17 protein-coding genes are annotated in these 18,695 nt (G+C 73.1%); 7 read left to right on the top strand and 10 right to left on the bottom strand.

Annotated features, from left to right (window positions below; genetic code table 11):
• Positions 1 to 28: 28 nt before the first annotated feature.
• Both AAT21_RS32400 and AAT21_RS32395 read right to left on the bottom strand, forming a co-directional pair.
• Positions 29 to 1,387: a serine-threonine protein kinase gene (locus AAT21_RS32400; protein WP_079026102.1), complete on the bottom strand. Its 1,359-nt coding sequence runs from the start codon at positions 1,385 to 1,387 to the stop codon at positions 29 to 31.
• Positions 1,388 to 1,480: 93 nt separating this feature from the next.
• Positions 1,481 to 2,836 carry an exo-beta-N-acetylmuramidase NamZ family protein gene (locus AAT21_RS32395; protein ID WP_046780552.1) on the bottom strand — a complete coding sequence of 452 codons (1,356 nt, stop codon included), beginning with the start codon at positions 2,834 to 2,836 and terminating at the stop codon, positions 1,481 to 1,483.
• 125 nt (positions 2,837 to 2,961) lie between these two features.
• Here AAT21_RS32395 and AAT21_RS32390 point away from each other — a divergent pair, with 125 nt between their 5' ends.
• The 3 genes from AAT21_RS32390 (at position 2,962) to AAT21_RS32380 (ending at position 6,220) form a co-directional block, all read left to right on the top strand.
• A complete protein-coding gene (locus AAT21_RS32390; RefSeq protein ID WP_046780551.1) occupies positions 2,962 to 3,726 on the top strand; it encodes an SDR family oxidoreductase in 765 nt (254 codons plus the stop codon).
• Positions 3,711 to 5,540: an AMP-binding protein gene (locus AAT21_RS32385; RefSeq protein WP_079026101.1), complete on the top strand. Its 1,830-nt coding sequence runs from the start codon at positions 3,711 to 3,713 to the stop codon at positions 5,538 to 5,540. The genes AAT21_RS32390 and AAT21_RS32385 overlap by 16 nt, the downstream gene beginning before the upstream one ends.
• A gap of 74 nt (positions 5,541 to 5,614) precedes the next feature.
• Positions 5,615 to 6,220, top strand: coding sequence for a TetR/AcrR family transcriptional regulator (locus AAT21_RS32380; protein WP_030661506.1), 606 nt, complete (start codon positions 5,615 to 5,617; stop codon positions 6,218 to 6,220).
• 71 nt (positions 6,221 to 6,291) lie between these two features.
• Here AAT21_RS32380 and AAT21_RS32375 read toward each other — a convergent pair whose 3' ends face one another.
• From AAT21_RS32375 to AAT21_RS32345, 7 genes are all read right to left on the bottom strand, one after another.
• The gene (locus tag AAT21_RS32375; RefSeq protein ID WP_046780550.1) at positions 6,292 to 7,536 is read right to left on the bottom strand and encodes an acyl-CoA dehydrogenase family protein; all 1,245 of its coding nucleotides are present in this window, start codon (positions 7,534 to 7,536) and stop codon (positions 6,292 to 6,294) included.
• Between the two features lie 10 nt (positions 7,537 to 7,546).
• On the bottom strand, positions 7,547 to 8,614 hold the full coding sequence (locus AAT21_RS32370; RefSeq protein ID WP_046780549.1) for a phosphotransferase family protein: 1,068 nt from the start codon (positions 8,612 to 8,614) through the stop codon (positions 7,547 to 7,549).
• A gap of 194 nt (positions 8,615 to 8,808) precedes the next feature.
• Positions 8,809 to 9,720, bottom strand: coding sequence for an MBL fold metallo-hydrolase (locus AAT21_RS32365; protein ID WP_046780548.1), 912 nt, complete (start codon positions 9,718 to 9,720; stop codon positions 8,809 to 8,811).
• A 157-nt stretch (positions 9,721 to 9,877) separates the two neighbouring features.
• Entirely contained in the window at positions 9,878 to 10,174 is a 297-nt protein-coding gene (locus AAT21_RS32360) for a hypothetical protein (RefSeq protein ID WP_046780547.1), read from the bottom strand.
• An 83-nt stretch (positions 10,175 to 10,257) separates the two neighbouring features.
• Complete coding sequence (locus AAT21_RS32355) at positions 10,258 to 10,575, bottom strand: DUF202 domain-containing protein (protein ID WP_046780546.1); 318 nt, start codon at positions 10,573 to 10,575, stop codon at positions 10,258 to 10,260.
• Entirely contained in the window at positions 10,572 to 10,970 is a 399-nt protein-coding gene (locus AAT21_RS32350; RefSeq protein WP_046780545.1) for a YidH family protein, read from the bottom strand. The genes AAT21_RS32355 and AAT21_RS32350 overlap by 4 nt, the downstream gene beginning before the upstream one ends.
• 9 nt (positions 10,971 to 10,979) lie before the next feature.
• Positions 10,980 to 11,501 (bottom strand): NUDIX hydrolase, encoded by a 522-nt coding sequence (locus tag AAT21_RS32345; RefSeq protein WP_046780544.1) that lies wholly within the window; start codon positions 11,499 to 11,501, stop codon positions 10,980 to 10,982.
• 84 nt (positions 11,502 to 11,585) lie between these two features.
• Here AAT21_RS32345 and AAT21_RS32340 point away from each other — a divergent pair, with 84 nt between their 5' ends.
• Positions 11,586 to 13,241: an FAD-binding dehydrogenase gene (locus AAT21_RS32340; protein WP_046780543.1), complete on the top strand. Its 1,656-nt coding sequence runs from the start codon at positions 11,586 to 11,588 to the stop codon at positions 13,239 to 13,241.
• A gap of 32 nt (positions 13,242 to 13,273) precedes the next feature.
• Here AAT21_RS32340 and AAT21_RS32335 read toward each other — a convergent pair whose 3' ends face one another.
• The gene (locus AAT21_RS32335) at positions 13,274 to 13,699 is read right to left on the bottom strand and encodes an ASCH domain-containing protein (protein WP_046780542.1); all 426 of its coding nucleotides are present in this window, start codon (positions 13,697 to 13,699) and stop codon (positions 13,274 to 13,276) included.
• A 371-nt stretch (positions 13,700 to 14,070) separates the two neighbouring features.
• On the opposite strand from AAT21_RS32335, the gene AAT21_RS32330 reads away from it, so the two are divergent.
• From AAT21_RS32330 to AAT21_RS32320, 3 genes are all read left to right on the top strand, one after another.
• Entirely contained in the window at positions 14,071 to 15,018 is a 948-nt protein-coding gene (locus AAT21_RS32330) for a hypothetical protein (RefSeq protein WP_046780541.1), read from the top strand.
• A gap of 76 nt (positions 15,019 to 15,094) precedes the next feature.
• Positions 15,095 to 16,639 (top strand): APC family permease, encoded by a 1,545-nt coding sequence (locus AAT21_RS32325; RefSeq protein WP_046780540.1) that lies wholly within the window; start codon positions 15,095 to 15,097, stop codon positions 16,637 to 16,639.
• A gap of 209 nt (positions 16,640 to 16,848) precedes the next feature.
• Positions 16,849 to 18,288 carry an amino acid permease gene (locus AAT21_RS32320; RefSeq protein WP_046780539.1) on the top strand — a complete coding sequence of 480 codons (1,440 nt, stop codon included), beginning with the start codon at positions 16,849 to 16,851 and terminating at the stop codon, positions 18,286 to 18,288.
• Positions 18,289 to 18,695: the final 407 nt, after the last annotated feature.

Raw genomic sequence — 18,695 nt, 5'->3', positions numbered from 1 at the left:
AGGCGTGCGGGTGGCACATGGCCGGAAGTCAGCGCCCCATACGTCCCGCGGACACCACCACCCGGGCCAGTTCCTCATGGCAGATGTCGCTGTGCGCCCCCGAGGGAGCGCCGCCGCGCCGCACCACGGAGCCCGCGTCCACACTGACGCAACCGGCGGCGGGCACCCCCTCGCGCAGGACGGTGTGGAGGCTCAGCCGCGGCGTCCCCGGCACCGCCCGGACCCCGTCGTGCCCGATCGCGCCCCACCGCTCGTCGAATCCGAGCAGACCGGCCGAATCACCCGCCATCCGGGACGCCAGCGGATAGAAGACCCTGAGGGCCGAGTCGTGCGGGGAATGGCAGGCCACCACCGGTCCGTCGACCTTCCGGTGCAGGCCGCGCAGGGCACCTCCGCGGCCCTTGTCGTGCGGCAGCCGGTCGGCGAAGGCGTAGTGGGAGAAAGCGCCCTGGAGCAGGGTTACGGACCTCACGTACCGGGCCCCGTCCGGCACCGCGCGCAGCGAGAAGGACACCACCCGCGCCCCGAAGCTGTGCCCGATCAGGTGGAAGCGCACGGCCGGACGGTCCGCCGCCAGCTCCGCCAGTACCGGGCCCAGCCCCCGCTCGCCGACCACACCCGCCCGTTTCTTCATCTTGTAGTACGCCGCCTGGCGCAGCAGTTCCTTGGCGCCGCCCCACAGGCCGCGCAGGCCGCCGCCGACCGTGAGGCCCGGACCCTCGGTGGCAGCGTCGGTGCCGGCTCCGGCCGCGGCTCCCGCGCCCGCCTCGGCGCCGGCCCTGACCAGGGCCAGCGTGAGGGCCCGGCAGACCTCCAGCACGTCGTCCGCGAAGATCGCGGGGACCGCCGGCGCGACCGCCCCGTGCACGGCGTCCACCCCGGCCAGCTCCCGCACGAGCGCGCCGAACTCGATGAAGGCGGCCGCCGACTCCGGCCGCTCCGCCAGCAGCTCCGCGAGCCGGTCCAGCTCCGCGCCCCGCCCCGGCCAGAACTCCCCGAGCGCCTGCCGGGTGAGGGGGTCCAGCGCGCAGCCGTGGCCCGCCTCCGCGAGGGCCCCGGCCGCCTCGAAGTCGGGTATCGGCTCGTCGGAGAACCGCATCGACGGCCACACGACACCCACGTACCCCAGCCGCACCCCCGGCCTCACCAACGCGGGGAAGGGTGCGAAGAACCGGTCGTAGAGCCGGGTCGCCGTGGACCGGTCGCTGTTCCAGCCGTGCGCGAAGACGAGCACGTCCGTCGCCTCCATCCGGGCCACCGCCCCCTGCGAGGCGCGGTCCACGTCCCCTTCGGAGTCGAAGGTCAGCTCCGCGTACGGCCCCACCCCGATCCCGGTTCCGGTCCCAGCCCCTGTCCCGAAGCCGAATCCGCCACCGACGTTCGCCATGACGTCCCCCCTTCACGCCGTCCACGCCGTGCCTCCGGTGCAGTCAGCATCCTGCTGCGGCGCCCGCCCGGCCAGCCCCCCGGCACGGTCGGCTCAGGGGTAGAGCAGATACCGCGCGCGCACCGCCTCGAAGCGGGCCAGCCCCGCCGCCCAGTCGCCCGCGACCTCCTCCACCCCGGCGCCCGCGTCGACCAGCTTCCGTACCCGGTCCGAGCCGGCCAGCCGGTCGATCCAGTGGTCCGGGCGCCAGCCGAAGCCGCTCCATACCCGGCGCGCGGTGACCAGCAGCCCGATGCCCGCCCGTACCGGGTCAAAGGCCTCCCGGTCGTGCACGATCAGCCGGACCCCGCCGCAGACCTTCCCCATGTGCTTGGAAAAGGTCGGAGTGAAGTAGGCCTCCCGGAACCACACCCCGGGCAGCCCCAGCGCGTTCGCCGCCTCCGCCCACCGCCGGTCGATCCCCTCCGCCCCGAGCACCTCGAAGGGCGTGGTCGTGCCGCGCCCCTCGGAGAGGTTCGTCCCCTCGAACAGGCAGGTGCCGGCGTACGCGAGGGCCGTGTCCGGTGTCGGCATGTTCGGGCTCGGCGGCACCCAGGGCAGTCCGGTCTCGCCGAAGAACGACCCGCGCCGCCACCCGGACATCGCCACCGTGGTCAGCCTGACCGGGGCGGCGCCCAGGAACTCGCCGTTGAACAGCCGCGCCAGCTCGGCCGCGGTCATCCCGTGCGCGAGCGCGATCGGCTCCCGGCCCACGAAGCCGGCGTACGGCCGTTCCAGCACCGGGCCCGCCGCCCGCCGGCCGCCCACCGGATTGGGCCGGTCCAGGACGACCAGCGCCTTGCCAGCGAGGGCGGCAGCGCGCATGCAGTCGTAGAGGGTCCAGATGTAGGTGTAGAAGCGCGCCCCGACGTCCTGGATGTCGAAGACGACGGTGTCGATCCCGGCCGCCGTGAAGACATCGGCGAGCCGCTGCCCGCTCTTGCCGTACGTGTCGTACACGGGCAGTCCGGTCGCCGGGTCCCGCGAGGCACCCTCGGAGTCCCCGGCCTGAGCCGTCCCGCGGAAGCCGTGCTCGGGCCCGAACACCGCGACGAGGTCGACGCGTTCGTCCGCGTGCAGCACATCGACGAGGTGCCGGGCGTCCGGGGTGATCCCGGTGGGGTTGGTGACCACCCCGACCCGCTGTCCGGCCAGGACGGCGTACCCGTCCGCGGCGAGCCGCTCGAAGCCGGTGCGCACCCGGCCCGCCGCCCGCGGAACGGAAGCGCCGGCGGCCCCTGCCGTCCCGGGGGTTCCGGCCGTCCCTCTGGCTCCTGCCGTCCCGACCGTCTGCGCAGTCCCGGCGGTCCCGACCGCCCTGGCCGGACCGGCTGCGCCCAGGGCGCCCATCGCGCCCCCCGATCCCACGGCCCCCGCCAGCCCCAGCACCCCGCGTCGCGACAGCGTCATCCCGCCACGCTACGGGCCGGGCCCCTTCCGCCCCGACATACCGACTGGTTAGTCTGCCCAGATCCGGAACCCGGCCGCCGCCGGCCGGCACCGGCCGCCCAGGCCCGTACGAGAGGTGTGATCCCGTGAGCGCGTACCAGGACCAGCGAGTCGTCGTCACCGGCGCGGGCGGCGGCATCGGCGCCGCGCTCGCCCACCGCTTCGCGGCGGAGGGCGCCACGGTCGTCGTCAACGACCTCGACCCGGCCCGGGCCGCCGAGGTCGCGGGCGCCATCGGCGACCGGGCGATCCCGCTGCCGGGCGACGCCTCGCAGATCGTGGCCGAGGCCCGCGAGGCCCTGGGCGGGGCCGTCGACGTCTACTGCGCCAACGCCGGACTCGCCTCGGGCGGCGGCGCCGACGCCGAGGAGGCCGTCTGGGAAGCGGCCTGGAACATCAACGTCATGGCCCACGTCCGGGCCGCCCGGCTGCTGCTGCCCGACTGGCTGGAGCGGGGGACCGGCCGCTTCGTCTCCACCGTCTCCGCCGCGGGACTGCTCAGCATGATCGGGGCCGCCCCGTACAGTGTCACCAAGCACGGTGCGCTCGCCTTCGCGGAATGGCTCTCGCTGACCTACCGGCACCGGGGTGTCCAGGTCCACGCCATCTGCCCGCAGGGAGTGCGCACCGACATGCTGACCGCCGCGGGCTCGGCGGGCGAACTCGTCCTCGCACCGACCGCGATCGAGCCGGAAGCGGTCGCGGACGCGCTGTTCGACGGCATGGAGAAGGGCCGCTTCTTGATCCTCCCGCATCCCGAGGTCGCCGACTACTACGCGGTCCGCGCCACCGACCCGGACCGCTGGCTGAGCGGTATGAACCACCTCCAGCAGACATGGGAGACCAGGTGACCTCCGCCGACGGCCAGGGCCAGGGCCAGGGCTCCGCTCCCGCTTCGGCCTCCGCCGACGGACCGGGCCCCACTGCGGCCTCCACCGACGGCTCCCGCTACGCCGCCCGGCCCTGGCGCGGACTGCTCTCCCCGGTCCAGCTGGCGCCCGTCGCGCCGCCGCCGACCGTCCTGCACGCCTTCCGCGCGGCCGTCGCCCGTGCCCCCGAACGCACCGCGCTCGCCTACTTCGACGGCCGGATCGGCTACGCCGAGGCCGACGCCTACTCCGACTCCGTCGCCGGACACCTCGCGGCGCACGGTGTCCGCCACGGCGACCGGGTCGCGGTCATGCTCCAGAACACCCCGCACTTCGTGCTCGCCGTCCTCGGCGCCTGGAAGGCCGGGGCCGTCGTCGTCCCCCTCAACCCCATGTACAAGTCCGGCGAGGTCGGCCATGCCCTGCACGACTCCGGGGCCGCCGCGCTCGTGTGCGACGGCCGCGCCTGGACGGCGTACCTGCGGGAAGCCGTGCGGGGCACTGCCGTACGGACCGTGCTGACCGCATCGGACCGGGACCTCCAGACCCGGGACGACCCGCGCGTCTTCGGCCCGGCGCCCGACCCGGCGGGCCCCTCCATACCGCACCAGCCGACCGGGCCCGCGGACACCGACGCCGCCGGGCCCGCCGACGCCGGGGCTGCGGGCCCCCACACCGCCGACCTCCTCACCGTGGCCCGTGCCCGGCGCCCCGCCCCGGACGGCCCCGGCCTCACCGCCGCCGACACCGCCCTCATCAGCTACACCTCCGGCACCAGCGGCACCCCCAAGGGCGCGATGAACCCGCACGGCGCGCTCACCTACAACGCCGTACGCCAGGTCACCGCCCACCCCATCGCCGAGGGCGCCGGCTACTTCGCCCTCGCGCCCCTCTTCCACATCACCGGCATGGTCTGCGAGCTCACGGCCTGCTTCGTCAACGCCGGCACCCTCGTCCTCGCCCACCGCTTCGACGCCGGCGCCGTCCTCGACGCCTTCCTGGAACACCGCCCCGCCTACGCCGTCGGCCCGGCCACCGCCTTCATGGCCCTGGCCGCCCACCCCGCCGTCACCCCGGACCACTTCGCCTCCTTCCAGGTGCTCTCCTCCGGCGGCGCCCCGCTCCCGCCCGCGCTCGTCGAGCGGCTGCGCACGGCCTTCGGCTTCTACCTCCGCAACGGCTACGGCCTCACCGAGTGCACCGCCCCGTGCGCCAGCGTGCCCGTGCACCTCGAAGCCCCCGTCGACCCCGCCTCCGGCACCCTCTCCGTGGGCCTGCCCGGCACCGACACGGTCGTCCGCATCCTCGACGAGCAGGGGGCCGAGCTCCCCTTCGGCCGGACCGGCGAGATCGCCGTCCGCGGCCCCCAGGTCGTACCCGGCTACTGGGGCCTGCCCGCCGAGACCGCCGAGGCCTTCCCGGACGGCGAACTGCGCACCGGGGACGTCGGCTTCATGGACGCGGACGGCTGGCTCTACGTGGTCGACCGCAAGAAGGACATGATCAGCGCTTCCGGCTTCAAGGTCTGGCCGCGCGAGGTCGAGGACGTGCTCTACACCCACCCCGCCGTCCGCGAGGCGGCGGTGGTCGGCGTCCCCGACCCGTACCGCGGGGAGAGCGTGAAGGCGTACGTGAGCCTGCGCCCCGGCGCCTCGGCCGAGCCGGAGGATCTCGCCGCCCACTGCGCCGATCGCATCGCCGCGTACAAATACCCGCGTCAGGTCGAGATCCTGCCTGTCCTTCCGAAGACGACCAGTGGCAAGATCCTGCGACGGGAACTGCGCGACCGCGGCTGAAAACAGTTGGACGGTCGTACAGCTGGTCGCTCCGACCAGGCAGGAACGAGAACGAGGAAGGGAAGGTCAGCACCATGGCGGCCAGGACCACGGAACCCGCAGGGACGCACGAAGCCCCGGTACCGCAGCGGCTGCTGGCCGTCGCCACCCGGCTGTTCGCCGAGCGCGGCTACGACCGCACGTCCGTCCAGGAGATCGTCGAGGCGGCAGGCGTCACCAAGGGCGCGCTCTACCACTACTTCGGCTCCAAGGACGACCTGCTGCACGAGGTGTACGCGCGGATGCTGCGCCTGCAGCAGCAGCGCCTGGACGCGGTGGCCGCGTCCGACGCCCCCGTCGAGGAGCGGCTGCGGGCCGCGGCCGCCGACGTGGTCGTCACCACCATCGAGAACCTCGACGACGCCATGATCTTCTTCCGGTCGATGCACCAGCTCAGCCCGGAGAAGTTCAAGCAGGTACGGGCGGAGCGCCGGCGCTACCACGAGCGCTTCCGGGCACTGATCGAGGAGGGGCAGCGGACCGGGGTGTTCTCCACCGCCACCCCCGCCGACCTGGTGGTGGACTACCACTTCGGGTCCGTGCACCACCTGTCCACCTGGTACCGGGCGGACGGCCCGCTCACGCCGCAGCAGGTCGCCGACCACCTCGCGGACCTGCTGCTGCGGGCGCTGCGGCCCTGACATCCGGGCGCCCGGCGAGGGGTGGCCGGTGCAGCCCTCCGGCCCCCGGACGTACGAGGACCGGGGACCGGCTACATGTACTGCCGCAGTTCGCGGCGGGCCAGGGAGCGCTGGTGGACCTCGTCCGGGCCGTCGGCCAGACGCAGGGTGCGCGCCGCCGCCCACAGTTCGGCGAGCGGGAAGTCCTGGCTCACCCCGCCCGCGCCGTGCAACTGCACCGCGTCGTCCAGGATCCGCACCACCGCCCGCGGGGTCGCGATCTTGATGGCCTGGATCTCGGTGTGCGCGCCCCGGTTCCCGACCGTGTCCATCAGCCAGGCCGTCTTGAGCACCAGCAGCCGCAGCTGCTCCACCGTCACCCGGGCGTCGGCGATCCAGTTCTGCACGACGCCCTGCGCGGCCAGCGGCTTGCCGAAGGCCGTACGCTCCACCGCCCGCCGGCACATCAGCTCGATGGCCCGCTCCGCCATGCCGATCAGCCGCATGCAGTGGTGGATGCGGCCCGGACCGAGCCGCGCCTGGGCGATGGCGAAGCCCCCGCCCTCCTCACCGATCAGGTTCGCCGCCGGGACACGCACCCCGTCGAACACCACCTCGGCGTGGCCGCCGTGGTCGTGGTCCTCGTACCCGTACACCGTCATGGCGCGGCGCACCTCGACGCCCGGGGTGTCCCGCGGGACCAGGATCATCGACTGCTGGCGGCGCGGATCGGCGCCCTCCGGGTCGGTCTTCCCCATCACGATGAAGACCTTGCAGTCCGGGTTCATGGCACCGGAGATGAACCACTTGCGGCCCGTGACCACGTACTCGTCACCCACCCGCTCGATCCGGGTCTCGACGTTCGTCGCGTCCGAGGAGGCCACCTCGGGCTCCGTCATCGCGAACGCGGACCGGATCTCGCCCTCCAGCAGCGGCTCCAGCCACTGCTTCTTCTGCTCCTCGCTCCCGAACTGGGCCAGCAGCTCCATGTTCCCGGTGTCCGGGGCCGCGCAGTTGGTCGCCGCCGGGGCCAGGTGCGGGCTGCGGCCGGTGATCTCCGCCAGCGGCGCGTACTGGAGGTTGGTCAGTCCCGCGCCGGGCCCCCCGCCGTTCCCGGCGCCCGGGAGGCCGTGCTGGTCCACGAAGAAGAGGTTCCACAGACCCTGGCGGCGCGCCTCGGCCTTCAGTTCACCGAAGACGGCCGGGGTGTCCCAGGGCGAGGCCAGCCGTGCGCGCTGCTCGGCGGCGACGGGCTCCGCCGGGTGGACGTACTCCTCCATGAACGCGAGCAGCCGCTCGCGGAGTTCCTCGGTCCGGGCGTCGAATGCGAAGTCCATGCTGTGTGCCTCAGCCTTCCTGGCCGTTTTCGAATGGATGGAGGCCCTGGAGGGTGGTCAGCCCGTGCTCGATGAAGACCGGGACCAGCTCGCCGATCCGGTCGAAGCCCGCGCCGACGGTCTGCCCGAGCGTGTAGCGGTAGTGGATGCCTTCGAGGATCACCGCGAGTTTGAACCAGGCGAAGGCCGTGTACCAGGCGATGGCCCCGGTGTCCCGCCCCGACCGGGCCGCGTACCGCTCGACCAGTTCGGCGGGCGTCGGATGCCCCGGAGCCCCGCTCGTCGTACTGACCGGGGACGCGGCCAGGCCCAGGTCGGAGCTGTACATCACCAGCAGCCCGAGGTCCGTCAGCGGATCCCCGAGCGTGGACATCTCCCAGTCCAGCACCGCCCGGATCTCGTCGGTGCCGGACGCGGACGTGCCGATCAGTACGTTGTCGAGCCGGTAGTCGCCGTGCACCACGGTCGGGGCGGGGGAGCGGGGCAGCCGGCGGCCCAGGGTGTTGTGCAGCTCGTCGATCCCGGCGAGCTCGCGCCCCCGGGAGGCCGCGAGCTGCTTGCCCCAGCGCCGCAGCTGCCGGTCGAGGAAGCCCTCCGGCCGGCCGAAGTCGCCCAGGCCCACCGCCTCCGGATCCACCGCGTGCAGTTCGACGAGGGTGTCCACCAGGCCGAGCACGGCCCGCCGGGTGCGATCCGGGCCGATCGCCGCCAGCTCGCCGGCCGTGCGGTACGGCACCCCGTCCACGTACTCCATGACGTAGAACGGCGCCCCGAGCACCTCCTCGTCGTCGCACAGCAGCACCGGCTCCGGCACCGGCACGGCCGTCCCGTGCAGCGCCGCGATGACCCGGTGCTCTCGGCGCATGTCATGGGCGGTGGCCAGTACGTGGCCCAGCGGAGGCCTGCGCACCACCCAGCGGGCGGCCCCGTCGGTGATCTCGTACGTGAGGTTCGACCGGCCGCCCTCGATGAGCCGGCCGCGCAGCGCACCGGCCACGAGTCCCGGCCGGACCCGGTCGAGATGACCGCGCAGCCGCTCCAGATCCAGGCCTCGGGGGTCTGCCGGGGCTGAGGTCATGCGCGCACCTCCGTGCGGGGGAGTGGACGAGGACGAGGACGTGGACGTGCGGGAAGGGGCGGAGGTACGTCGGCGCACCTCCGCACGCCATGATGCCGACCAGTCGGTATGTCGTCCAGGGGGCGGGCCGAAAAGAACACTTCCGGCCCGCCGGGCTCAGGCCTGTCCGCCGAGCTCAGGCCTGTCTGCCGGGCTCAGGCGTGGCAGAGGATCGGCGTACCGCCGTTCATCACCGTCATGTCCCGCAGGACCGCGGGTATGTCCAGCGGCGCGCCCTCCGGCTCCCCGGCCAGCTCCGCGTAGGCCCGGTGCACGTTCGCCACCAGCCGCTCGCTCTCCCGCCACGCGGCGAACTCGCCGAGGCCGGCCTGCCGGGCGACCTCCAGCGGGGTCAGCCCCTCGGCCCGCCCCTCCCGCGCCAGCTCGGCCACGTAGCGCAGGTAGCGCTCGGTGGAGTCGTAGGCCGACGGGTCGGTCAGCGGTCCGTGGCCCGGTACGACGGTTTCCGCGTCCAGCGACCGCAGCAGCTCCAGCGCCCGCAGGGAGCCGGCGAGCGAGCCCATGGCCAGGAACGGCGTGCCCCCGGCGAAGACCAGGTCGCCGGTGAAGACCACCCGCTGCCGGGGCAGCCACACGACCGAGTCCCCGGTGGTGTGCGCGACGCCCGGGTGGACGACGTGCACCTCGGTGCCGCCCACGTGCACGGTCGCCCGGTCGCTGTAGGTGAGGTCGGGTGCGGTGATCTCTATCGTCCCGAAGTCCGTCGCGGGCCAGATCATCTCCAGCTGGTGGCCGGCGGCGAGCTGCTCGGCCCGTGCGTTGTCGTGCCCGAGGACCAGCGCCTGCGGAGCGAAGACGGAGTTGCCGTAGGTGTGGTCACCGTGGTGGTGGGTGTTCACCACGGTCCGCGGGAGCGGCACCCCGGCCGCCACGACCGCGTCGCGCAGCGCCAGGGCCCGCCGCTCGGTGGCGGCCGTGTCGACGAGCAGCGTGCGGCCGCCGTCGCTCACGAAGCCGGCGTTGTTCAGGCACCAGCCGCCGTCGGGCTGCACATAGGCGTAGACCCCTGGCGCGGGCTGGACGAGGTACGGGTCGTCGACGGGCATCTGCGCTCTCCCCGGGTCGCTCTGACAGGCGGTCAGCATCCTGCCAGCCGTCGCCGCGCGGGGGAGGGGCGGGTGTCGTCCGCCGCCGTCCACCGAGGTCCGGGAGGAGGTCCGGGACGGAGGTCCGGGGGGAGGCGCTCAGGGGTGGCGGCCCCCGTCAGTGGTCGTCGTAGTGCCCGTCGTGCGCGGCGTGCCGGTGCCCGTCGTGCAGGTAGTCGACGTGGTCGCCGTGCCGGACCGTGTCGTGCCCGCAGCCCGCGCCGTGCGCGTGGGCGTGCCCCTCGTGGGCGGTGTGGCCGGCCGGCTCGCACTCGTCCCAGTGCCCCGAGTGCTCCCGGTGCAGGTGGCCGTCGTGCGCGTAGTCCACGTGGTCGCCGTGCGGGACCGCCTGGTGGCCGCAGTCCGTGCCGTGCGTGTGCTCGTGCGTCGGGTGTTCGTGGTGGAGGGTCGTCATGGCGCCGAGACTAGTGCGAATGGTCGGCTATCGCCCGTTGTGTCCCGGCCTCTGGGAGGAAGTGGGACAATCCGACAGGCGGCTCAGAAGATGACCGCCACCGCGAACACCGCCAGCGCCACCGTGCACCCGACCACCGCCAGGGCCGACCGGGGCGCCAGCACCCGCGGCCGGACGGCCGCCAGTGCCCGGATCCTGCGGTGCGCCACCCACAGGAACACCAGCCAGATCAGCCCGGTCACCGCCGCCCCGGCCAGCTCCGCCGACGAGCCGGACCCGCGCAGCGCCTGCCGCAGCGCCAGCACCGCCACCACCGAGGACGCGAGCGTCGTACGCCGCCACGCGAGCCGGGTCCGTTCGGGCTGCAGCCCGGCGTCGCGGTCCGTGCCCGGAACGCTCACCGCCCCGACGTCCAGCCCAGCAGCACGACCACCACCATCGCCACCGCGACCAGTCCCACGCCCAGGCTCAGCAGCACCGGGAACCGCGACAGCGGCAGGTCCTCGTGCCGCCGCATCGCCCGCTCGCAGCGCACCCAGTGGTTCACCGCCCGCAGCGCGCAGGCCGCACCGACCGCGAGCAGTGCGAAGGCCATGCCCACCCGCACCCCCCACCGCAGGTCGGGCAGGAACTGGTCGACGGCGAAACCGCCGCCGACCAGGGCCAGCGCGGTCCGGATCCAGGCGAGGAACGTACGCTCGTTGGCCAGCGAGAAGCGGTAGTCGGGGGTGTCGCCCTCGTCCTTCAGCCGCGACGGCGCGAACCACAGGCGTACGTCCTTGACGAAGTCGATCACCTGATCAATCTACTGGCGGGACCCGCGGTGCGCGCGCAGCCGCCGGTAGGCCTCCAGCCCGTCCGGCACCCAGGGCCACTCCCCGCCCCCGATCCGCCGGTCCAGTTCCTCCCGCGTGAGGAACGCGTACCAGGCGACCTCGGAGACCTGCGGGGCCACCGGCAGCTCGCACCGCACCTCGTGCACGGCGGACCACCAGGCCCCGCCCGGGCCCTCGTACAGGAACGTGAAGAGGGGCTCCGGCTGCGGCAGCCCCCGTACGCCCAGCTCTTCCTCGGCCTCCCGCAGCGCGGCCCGCCCGTAGCTCTCGCCGGCGCCCACCACCCCGCCCACGAACATGTCGTAGTGCGAGGGGAAGACGAGCTTCGAAGCGGTCCTCCGGTGTACGAAGATCCGGTCCTCCGCATCCCTGGCCAGCACGAACACACAGCGGTGGATCAGTCCGCGGGCGTACACCTCGCCCCGCGGGGCCTGCCCGGTGACCCGGTCGTCCCGGTCCACCACGTCCAGTACTTCATCAGCGGCACTCACAGGTCCATCCAAGCACCGCTGTTGACTGGTTACCGCTCCGTAGCAAAGGATCTGCCCCACCAGCGACGGAGGACGGGTATCCGCATGACGTACGACGCAGACGTGATCGTGATCGGAGCCGGGCTCGCGGGCCTCGTGGCCACCGCCGAGCTCGTCGACGCGGGCCGCAAGGTCATCCTGCTCGACCAGGAGCCGGAGCGGTCCGTCGGAGGCCAGGCGCACTGGTCCTTCGGCGGACTGTTCCTCGTGGACTCGCCCGAGCAGCGCCGGATGCGGATCAAGGACAGCCGGGACCTCGCCCTCCAGGACTGGCTGGGCACCGCCGGGTTCGACCGCGAGGAGGACGCCTGGCCGCGCCGCTGGGCCGAGGCCTACGTCGACTTCGCGGCCGGGGAGAAGCGCCCCTGGCTGCACGCCCGCGGCGTCCGCTTCTTCCCCGTCGTCGGCTGGGCCGAGCGCGGCGGCTACGACGCGAACGGCCACGGCAACTCCGTCCCCCGCTTCCACATCACCTGGGGCACCGGCCCCGGACTGGTCGAGCCGTTCGAACGGCGGGTCCGCGAAGGCGTCGCCCGCGGCCTGGTCCGCCTGGCGTTCCGGCACCGGGTGACCGGGCTGGCCGCCACCGCCGGCGCCGTGGACACCGTCACCGGCGAGATCCTGGAGCCGTCCGACGCCGTACGGGGCACCGCCAGCAGCCGCGAGGTCACCGGCTCCTTCTCGCTGCGCGCCCAGGCCGTGATCGTCACCAGCGGCGGTATCGGCGGCAACCACGACCTCGTACGCGCCCAGTGGCCCGCCCGGCTCGGCACCCCGCCCGAGCGGATGCTGTCCGGGGTCCCCGCGCACGTCGACGGCCTGATGCTGGGCATCGCGGAGGCGGCGGGCGCCAGCCACATCAACAAGGACCGGATGTGGCACTACACCGAGGGCATCCAGAACTGGGACCCGATCTGGGCCAAGCACGGGATCCGCATCCTCCCCGGCCCGTCCCCGCTCTGGCTGGACGCCACCGGCAAGCGGCTGCCCGTGCCGCTCTTCCCCGGCTTCGACACCCTCGGCACGCTCGACCACATCATGCGGACGGGCCACGACCACACCTGGTTCGTGCTCAACCAGCGCATCATCGGCAAGGAGTTCGCCCTCTCCGGCTCCGAGCAGAACCCGGACCTCACCGGCCGTTCGGTGCGCGACGTCATCAACCGGGCGCGCCAGGCCGTACCCGGCCCGGTCAAGGCCTTCATGGACAACGGCGCCGACTTCGTCGTCGAGCGCGACCTGTCCGCCCTCGTGCGCGGCATGAACGCGGTGACCAAGGAGGACCTCCTCGACGAGGCCACCGTCCGGCGCGAGATCGTGGCCCGCGACCGGGAGATCGCCAACCCCTTCACCAAGGACCTCCAGGTGACGGCCATCCACGGAGCCCGCCGCTACATCGGCGACAAGCTGATCCGCACCGCCGCCCCGCACCGGATCCTCGACCCCGGGGCCGGTCCGCTGATCGCGGTACGGCTCTCCATCCTGACCCGCAAGTCGCTGGGCGGCCTGGAGACCGACCTCTCCTCCCGGGTCCTGACGGGAACGGGCGAACCGCTCCCGGGTGTCTACGCCGCGGGCGAGGCGGCCGGTTTCGGCGGCGGCGGAGTCCACGGTTACCGCGCCCTGGAGGGCACCTTCCTCGGCGGCTGCATCTTCTCCGGCCGCGCAGCCGGCCGAGCAGCAGCCCGGTCGGTGACCTGACACCCTCGCCCGGCCCGGCCCGGGCCGTTGTGTCAGGTCAGGCGTTCGGTGACCCGGAAGCGTTCCGCGATGACGAGGGTGTCGTCGTCGACCGTGAAACCCGGGTCGCCGATCACCGTCCGCACCGGCTCGCTGTGCCAGAACTCCTCGTGTGCCGTACGCCATTCGGCCACCGACGTGTATCCCTCCCCCTCGTCGAGCGCGTGCTCCAGCGTCACCTCGGCGAGCCGCAGCACCTCCACGGCCGTCACCTCCACCACCGCCACGCCGCGCTCGTCGGAGTCGACCAGCAGGGATCGCGAGCCGGGCTCCGGCAGCGGTTCCCGCTCCGCCTCGTACTCGGCGAGCAGGCCGGTGGTGCTGCTCTTCGCCCCGCTCAGCACGGCCGCGACCAGCTGGTCGCGCAATGGGCCGGGGAACCCCAGAAGGTACGGGGGAAGATCGTCATATGCCGTCATACGGGCACCCTACGGCGCGGCCCGCGGCGGCCCTGAACGAATATCGCGTGCCAACCGGCACGGGCATCAGAGCAGTTGAAACTCGCCACGCAGTGGACTGGACCTTGACTCGGAGCTGCGCGTACCGCTTTGCTGTGCGTGATCACCGGAGTGCGTACCGGAGTTCCGGCCGGATTCCGCCCGTGTTCGGCGGCGACCTCTTGAGTTCCACCGCACTTCCTCCGGAGTTCCGCCGGGGCTTCCGCCGAGCTCCACCGGCACGATCCCCGGAGCCCAGCCCGACCGCCGGCCGTGCGCGTGCGCCCTGCGCGTGCGACGGCCGCCACCGAACCCGATCCCCGTCCGCCCGCGTCCTGGAGGGAAACCCGCGGATGTCCCCGCCTCCGCCGCCCCTCGGCCGCGCCCGCAAGCGGGACGCCCAGCTCTTCGACCCGGCCCTCTGCGACGCCGAACTCATCGACGTAAGAGCCCAGTTCACCCAGGGGCGCTGGGCCAGGGTCCGCTCCCTCCTCGTCGGTACCGGCGACGACTGGGACCGCCGGGGCCACCGAGTCGTCGTCCTCGCCCAGACCCCGGCCGCCACCGCCTGGGCCCGCGAGTGGCTGCTCGCCGAACCGGACAGCGCCGATGCCGCCACCCTCCTCGCCTGCGCCGCCGTCTTCGGCGCCCTGCGCCGCAAGGGCACCCCGGCCGCGGCCGAGGAGGCCTGCCGCCGGGCCGCCGCCCTGCTCCCCGACGACCCCACGCCCTGGCTCGGACTGCTCCTGCTGTCCCGCGCCTTCGGCACCGAGGAGGAGTTCAGCCGCCACTTCGACCAGGTCCGGGCCCGCCACCGCGAGCACCACCACGCCCACCACCTCATGGTGGCGAGGCTGGCCGAACGCACCCTCGGCCCCGGCCAGGGCCCGCTCCACGAGGTCTACGACTTCGCGGCCTGGGCCGCCGAGGAGTCCCCGGCCGACTCGCCGCTGGCCGTGCTCCCCGTCGTCGCGCACGCCGAGCGCTACCGGGTGCTCGCCGCCACGCAGGGCCACACCCCCGAGGCGGCCGCCGCGCACTGGGAGGGACGCCGCGCCCGCCAGGTCCTGCGCTCCGCCTTCGACTGGTGGCTGGAGTGGGAGCGCGACGACCACCCCCGCAACCGGGTCGACCTCAACTTCCTCGCCCACGCCAAACTCTGCGAGGGCCGCCCCGCCGAGGCCGCCGCGCTCTTCCACCGCATCGGCAGCCACGCCACCCCCGCCCCCTGGTCCTATCCCGACCGGGACCCGCAGAAGGCCTTCCTCGCAGCGCGCAACGTCGCGCTCGGCACCGCCTGACGCCCACGCCCCCACTCCACCCCGCCCCCACCCCCATCCGCCCCCGAAAGAACCGCGCCCCCGAAAGGACGCCGCCATGCCGACGGGCAGACCCACCACGCTCCAGGAGCCGTCCGAGATACGCACCTACAAGGGCCAGGACCGCGCACTGCGCGCCGACCGCCTCGGCACCGCCGGCCTGCTGCTCTCCGTACTCGCCGCGAGCGCCCCCCTCATGGTGGTCGCCGGTGTCATGCCCACGACATTCGGTTTGATGGGTGTCGTCGGACAGCCCCTGCTCTTCGTCATCCTGGGCCTCGTGCTCGCACTGTTCAGCGTCGGCTACGCCGAGATGAGCCGCCACGTCCACAACGCCGGCGCCTTCTACGCCTACATCGCCCGCGGCCTCGGCCCCACCGCCGGTGCCGCCGCCTCGCTCGTCGCCCTCGTCGCGTACAGCGCCATGCAGGTCGGCGTCTACGGCATCCTCGGCTTCGAGATCTCCGGCCTCTTCGCCACGTACCTGAACATCGAACTCGCCTGGTGGATCCCGGCCCTGCTCGCCGTCGCCGTCACCGGCGCACTCGGCTGGCTGAAGATCGACCTCAACGCCAAGGTCCTCGGCGTCCTCCTCCTGATCGAGTGCGCCCTGGTCGTCGTCTTCGACGCCGCGGCCCTCACCGAGCCCGGCCCCGAAGGCCTCTCGCTCCACGCCTTCAACCCCGAGACCCTCTCCGGAGCCGGCCTCGGCACCGCCCTGTGCTTCTGCATCGCCGCCTTCGTCGGCTTCGAGCAGTCCCCGGTGTACGCCGAGGAGACCAGCAGGCCGCACATCGTCGTCTCCCGCGTGATGTTCCTCGCGGTCGGCTTCGTCGCCCTCTTCTTCTCCTTCAGCGCGTGGGCCCTCACCGTCGCCACCGGCCCCGGCGAGGTCGTCAGGACGGCCGGCGAGGCCGGTCCCGGCCTGCTCTTCCAGCTGACCGAGGCCCGCCTCGGCACCACCTTCACCGACGTCCTGCACGTCCTGTTCGTGACCGGCATGTTCGCCGCCATGCTCAGCTTCCACAACGTCGTCGCCCGCTACGCCTTCGCCATGGGCCGCGAGGGCCTGCTCCCGGCCGCCTTCGGCCGCACCAACGCCGGCACCGGCGCCCCCGCCACCGGCTCGCTGCTCCAGACCGGCGTCGCGACCGTCGTCGTCCTCGCCTTCGCGGTCACCGACGACCTCCCGGCCGGCGACCCCACCGCCCCCGTCCTGCACCTGTTCACCTGGATGGGCAGCGTCGGCGCCCTCGGTGTGACACTCCTCATGGCCGCCGCCTCCTTCGCCGTGATCGCCTTCTTCGTCCGCCGCGGCACCGCCGGAGCCCAGGTCTGGCGGCTCGTCGCGGCCGGCGCCGCGGGCCTCGCCCTGCTCGCCATCGCCGTCTACACCGTCAAGGACTTCGGCGTCCTCGTCGGCGCCGAGAAGGGCTCCGCCCTCAGCTGGGTCCTGCCCGGCGTCATCGGCGCCGCCGTCGTCGTCGGGCTGCTGTACGGGGTCCTCCTGCGCCGCAGCCGCCCCGAGGTCCACGCCCGCATCGGACTCGGCAACGAAGCCTTCCGTCTCGATCAGGCGGCCGATGTCACACCCGCCGACTGACCTCGCTTTCGAGGCTTCACGAAGCCCCCGACGCCCGTTTCCAAGGTCGTCGGGGGCTTCGGCGTACAGGGGGCGATTTTGGCGGCTGGCAGAGCCTCGTGGTCTCCTATGGCGATCAAAACACCCGGAACGCGTCACAGGGGACACCACCCAGCTCCCCTGCGAGGCCGTCCGGGCTGCCTGTCCCACCCACGAAGGCGAAGCCGTAGATGAGTGACCGCACCTTGACCGAGGCACCCGCCCCGGCGTCCTCCCGCCATGTCGACGCCGGTGACGAGGGATACAGCAAGGACCTCAAGTCCCGCCACATCAACATGATCGCGATCGGCGGAGCGATAGGCACCGGCCTGTTCCTCGGCGCGGGCGGCCGCCTCGCAGGCGCCGGCCCCTCCCTCGCGATCGCCTACGCCGTGTGCGGTGTCTTCGCCTTCTTCGTGGTCCGGGCCCTCGGCGAGCTCGTCCTCTACCGGCCCTCCTCCGGCGCCTTCGTCTCCTACGCCCGCGAGTTCATGGGCGAGAAGGGCGCGTACACCGCCGGCTGGCTGTACTTCCTGAACTGGTCCACCACCACCGTGGCCGACATCACGGCCGCCGCCGTGTTCGCCCACTACTGGTCCGCGTTCACCGACGTACCCCAGTGGGTCCTCGCGTTCATCGCCCTCGCCATCGTCCTCACCGCCAACCTGATCTCGGTGAAGTACTTCGGCGAAATGGAGTTCTGGTTCTCCATCGTCAAGGTCAGCGCCCTGGTGATCTTCATGCTGGTCGCCATCTACCTGGTCGCCACCAGCCACCCGATCGACGGCCACACCCCCGGCCTCGCGACCATCACCGACAACGGCGGTCTCTTCCCCTCCGGCGTCCTCCCGATGCTCCTGGTCGTCCAGGGCGTCGTCTTCGCGTACGCCTCCGTCGAGCTGTGCGGCGTCGCCGCGGGCGAGACCGAGAACCCGGAGAAGATCATGCCGAAGGCGATCAACTCCATCATGTGGCGCGTCGGTGTCTTCTACGTCGGCTCGGTCGTCCTGCTGGCCCTGCTGCTCCCGTACACGGCCTACTCCGCCGACCAGTCCCCGTTCGTGACCGTCTTCGACAAGCTGGGCATCCCCGGCACCGCGGGCATCATGAACCTGGTCGTCCTGACCGCCGCCCTGTCCTCGCTGAACTCGGGCCTGTACTCCACCGGCCGCATCCTGCGCTCGATGGCCCTGTCCGGCTCCGCCCCGAAGTTCACCGGCGTCATGAACAAGGGCAAGGTCCCCTACGGCGGCGTCCTGTTCACCGCCGCCTTCGGTGTCGCCGGCGTCGGCCTGAACTACTTCATGCCCGGCGAGGCCTTCGAGATCGTCCTCAACCTCGCCTCCATCGGCATCCTCGGCACCTGGGGCATGGTCATGCTCTGCTCGCTGTTCTTCTGGCACCGCTCGAAGAACGGCCTGGTCTCCCGCCCGTCCTACCGCCTGCCCTGGGCCCCTTACACCCAGATCGTGACCCTGATCTTCCTCGCCACGGTCCTGGTCCTGATGTGGTGCGACGGCGGCGTCGGCCGCACCACGGTCATGCTCGTCCCGGTCATCGCCGCCGCCCTGGTCGGCGGCTGGTTCCTGGTCCGCGGCCGAGTCGCCGAACTGGCCGCCACCCGCGACTGACCCCCGCACCCCGCACCCCGCAATCCACGAGACCCCCGCGCCGGAACCCGTTCCCGCGCGGGGGTCTCGCCGTTCACTCCGGGCCACGGGACCGGGCTCCCGGCCGCGCCACCCGGACTTCGCGCGGCACGGCCGCCGGAGGCCGCAGGGCCGCCCTGAACTGCCGGGACGGGCGGCGACGGGCGCGGGAGCCGCCGCGCGCGTTCCGGCGGCGTACGGGGTCGGCGTACGGGGTCGGGGGACGCACGTACGCAGCTTCCGTGCCCCGGAGTGGCCGGAAACGCACGAGAGGCCGGTCAGGATCTCTCCTGACCGGCCTCTCGCCGTTGGTGTCCGAGGGGGGACTTGAACCCCCACGCCCGATAAAGGGCACTAGCACCTCAAGCTAGCGCGTCTGCCATTCCGCC

It is taken from the genome of Streptomyces yangpuensis (assembly GCF_001005295.1).
In the GTDB taxonomy this organism is placed as follows: Bacteria; Actinomycetota; Actinomycetes; order Streptomycetales; family Streptomycetaceae; genus Streptomyces; species Streptomyces yangpuensis.
This window is presented reverse-complemented; position numbering and strand designations above follow the sequence as displayed.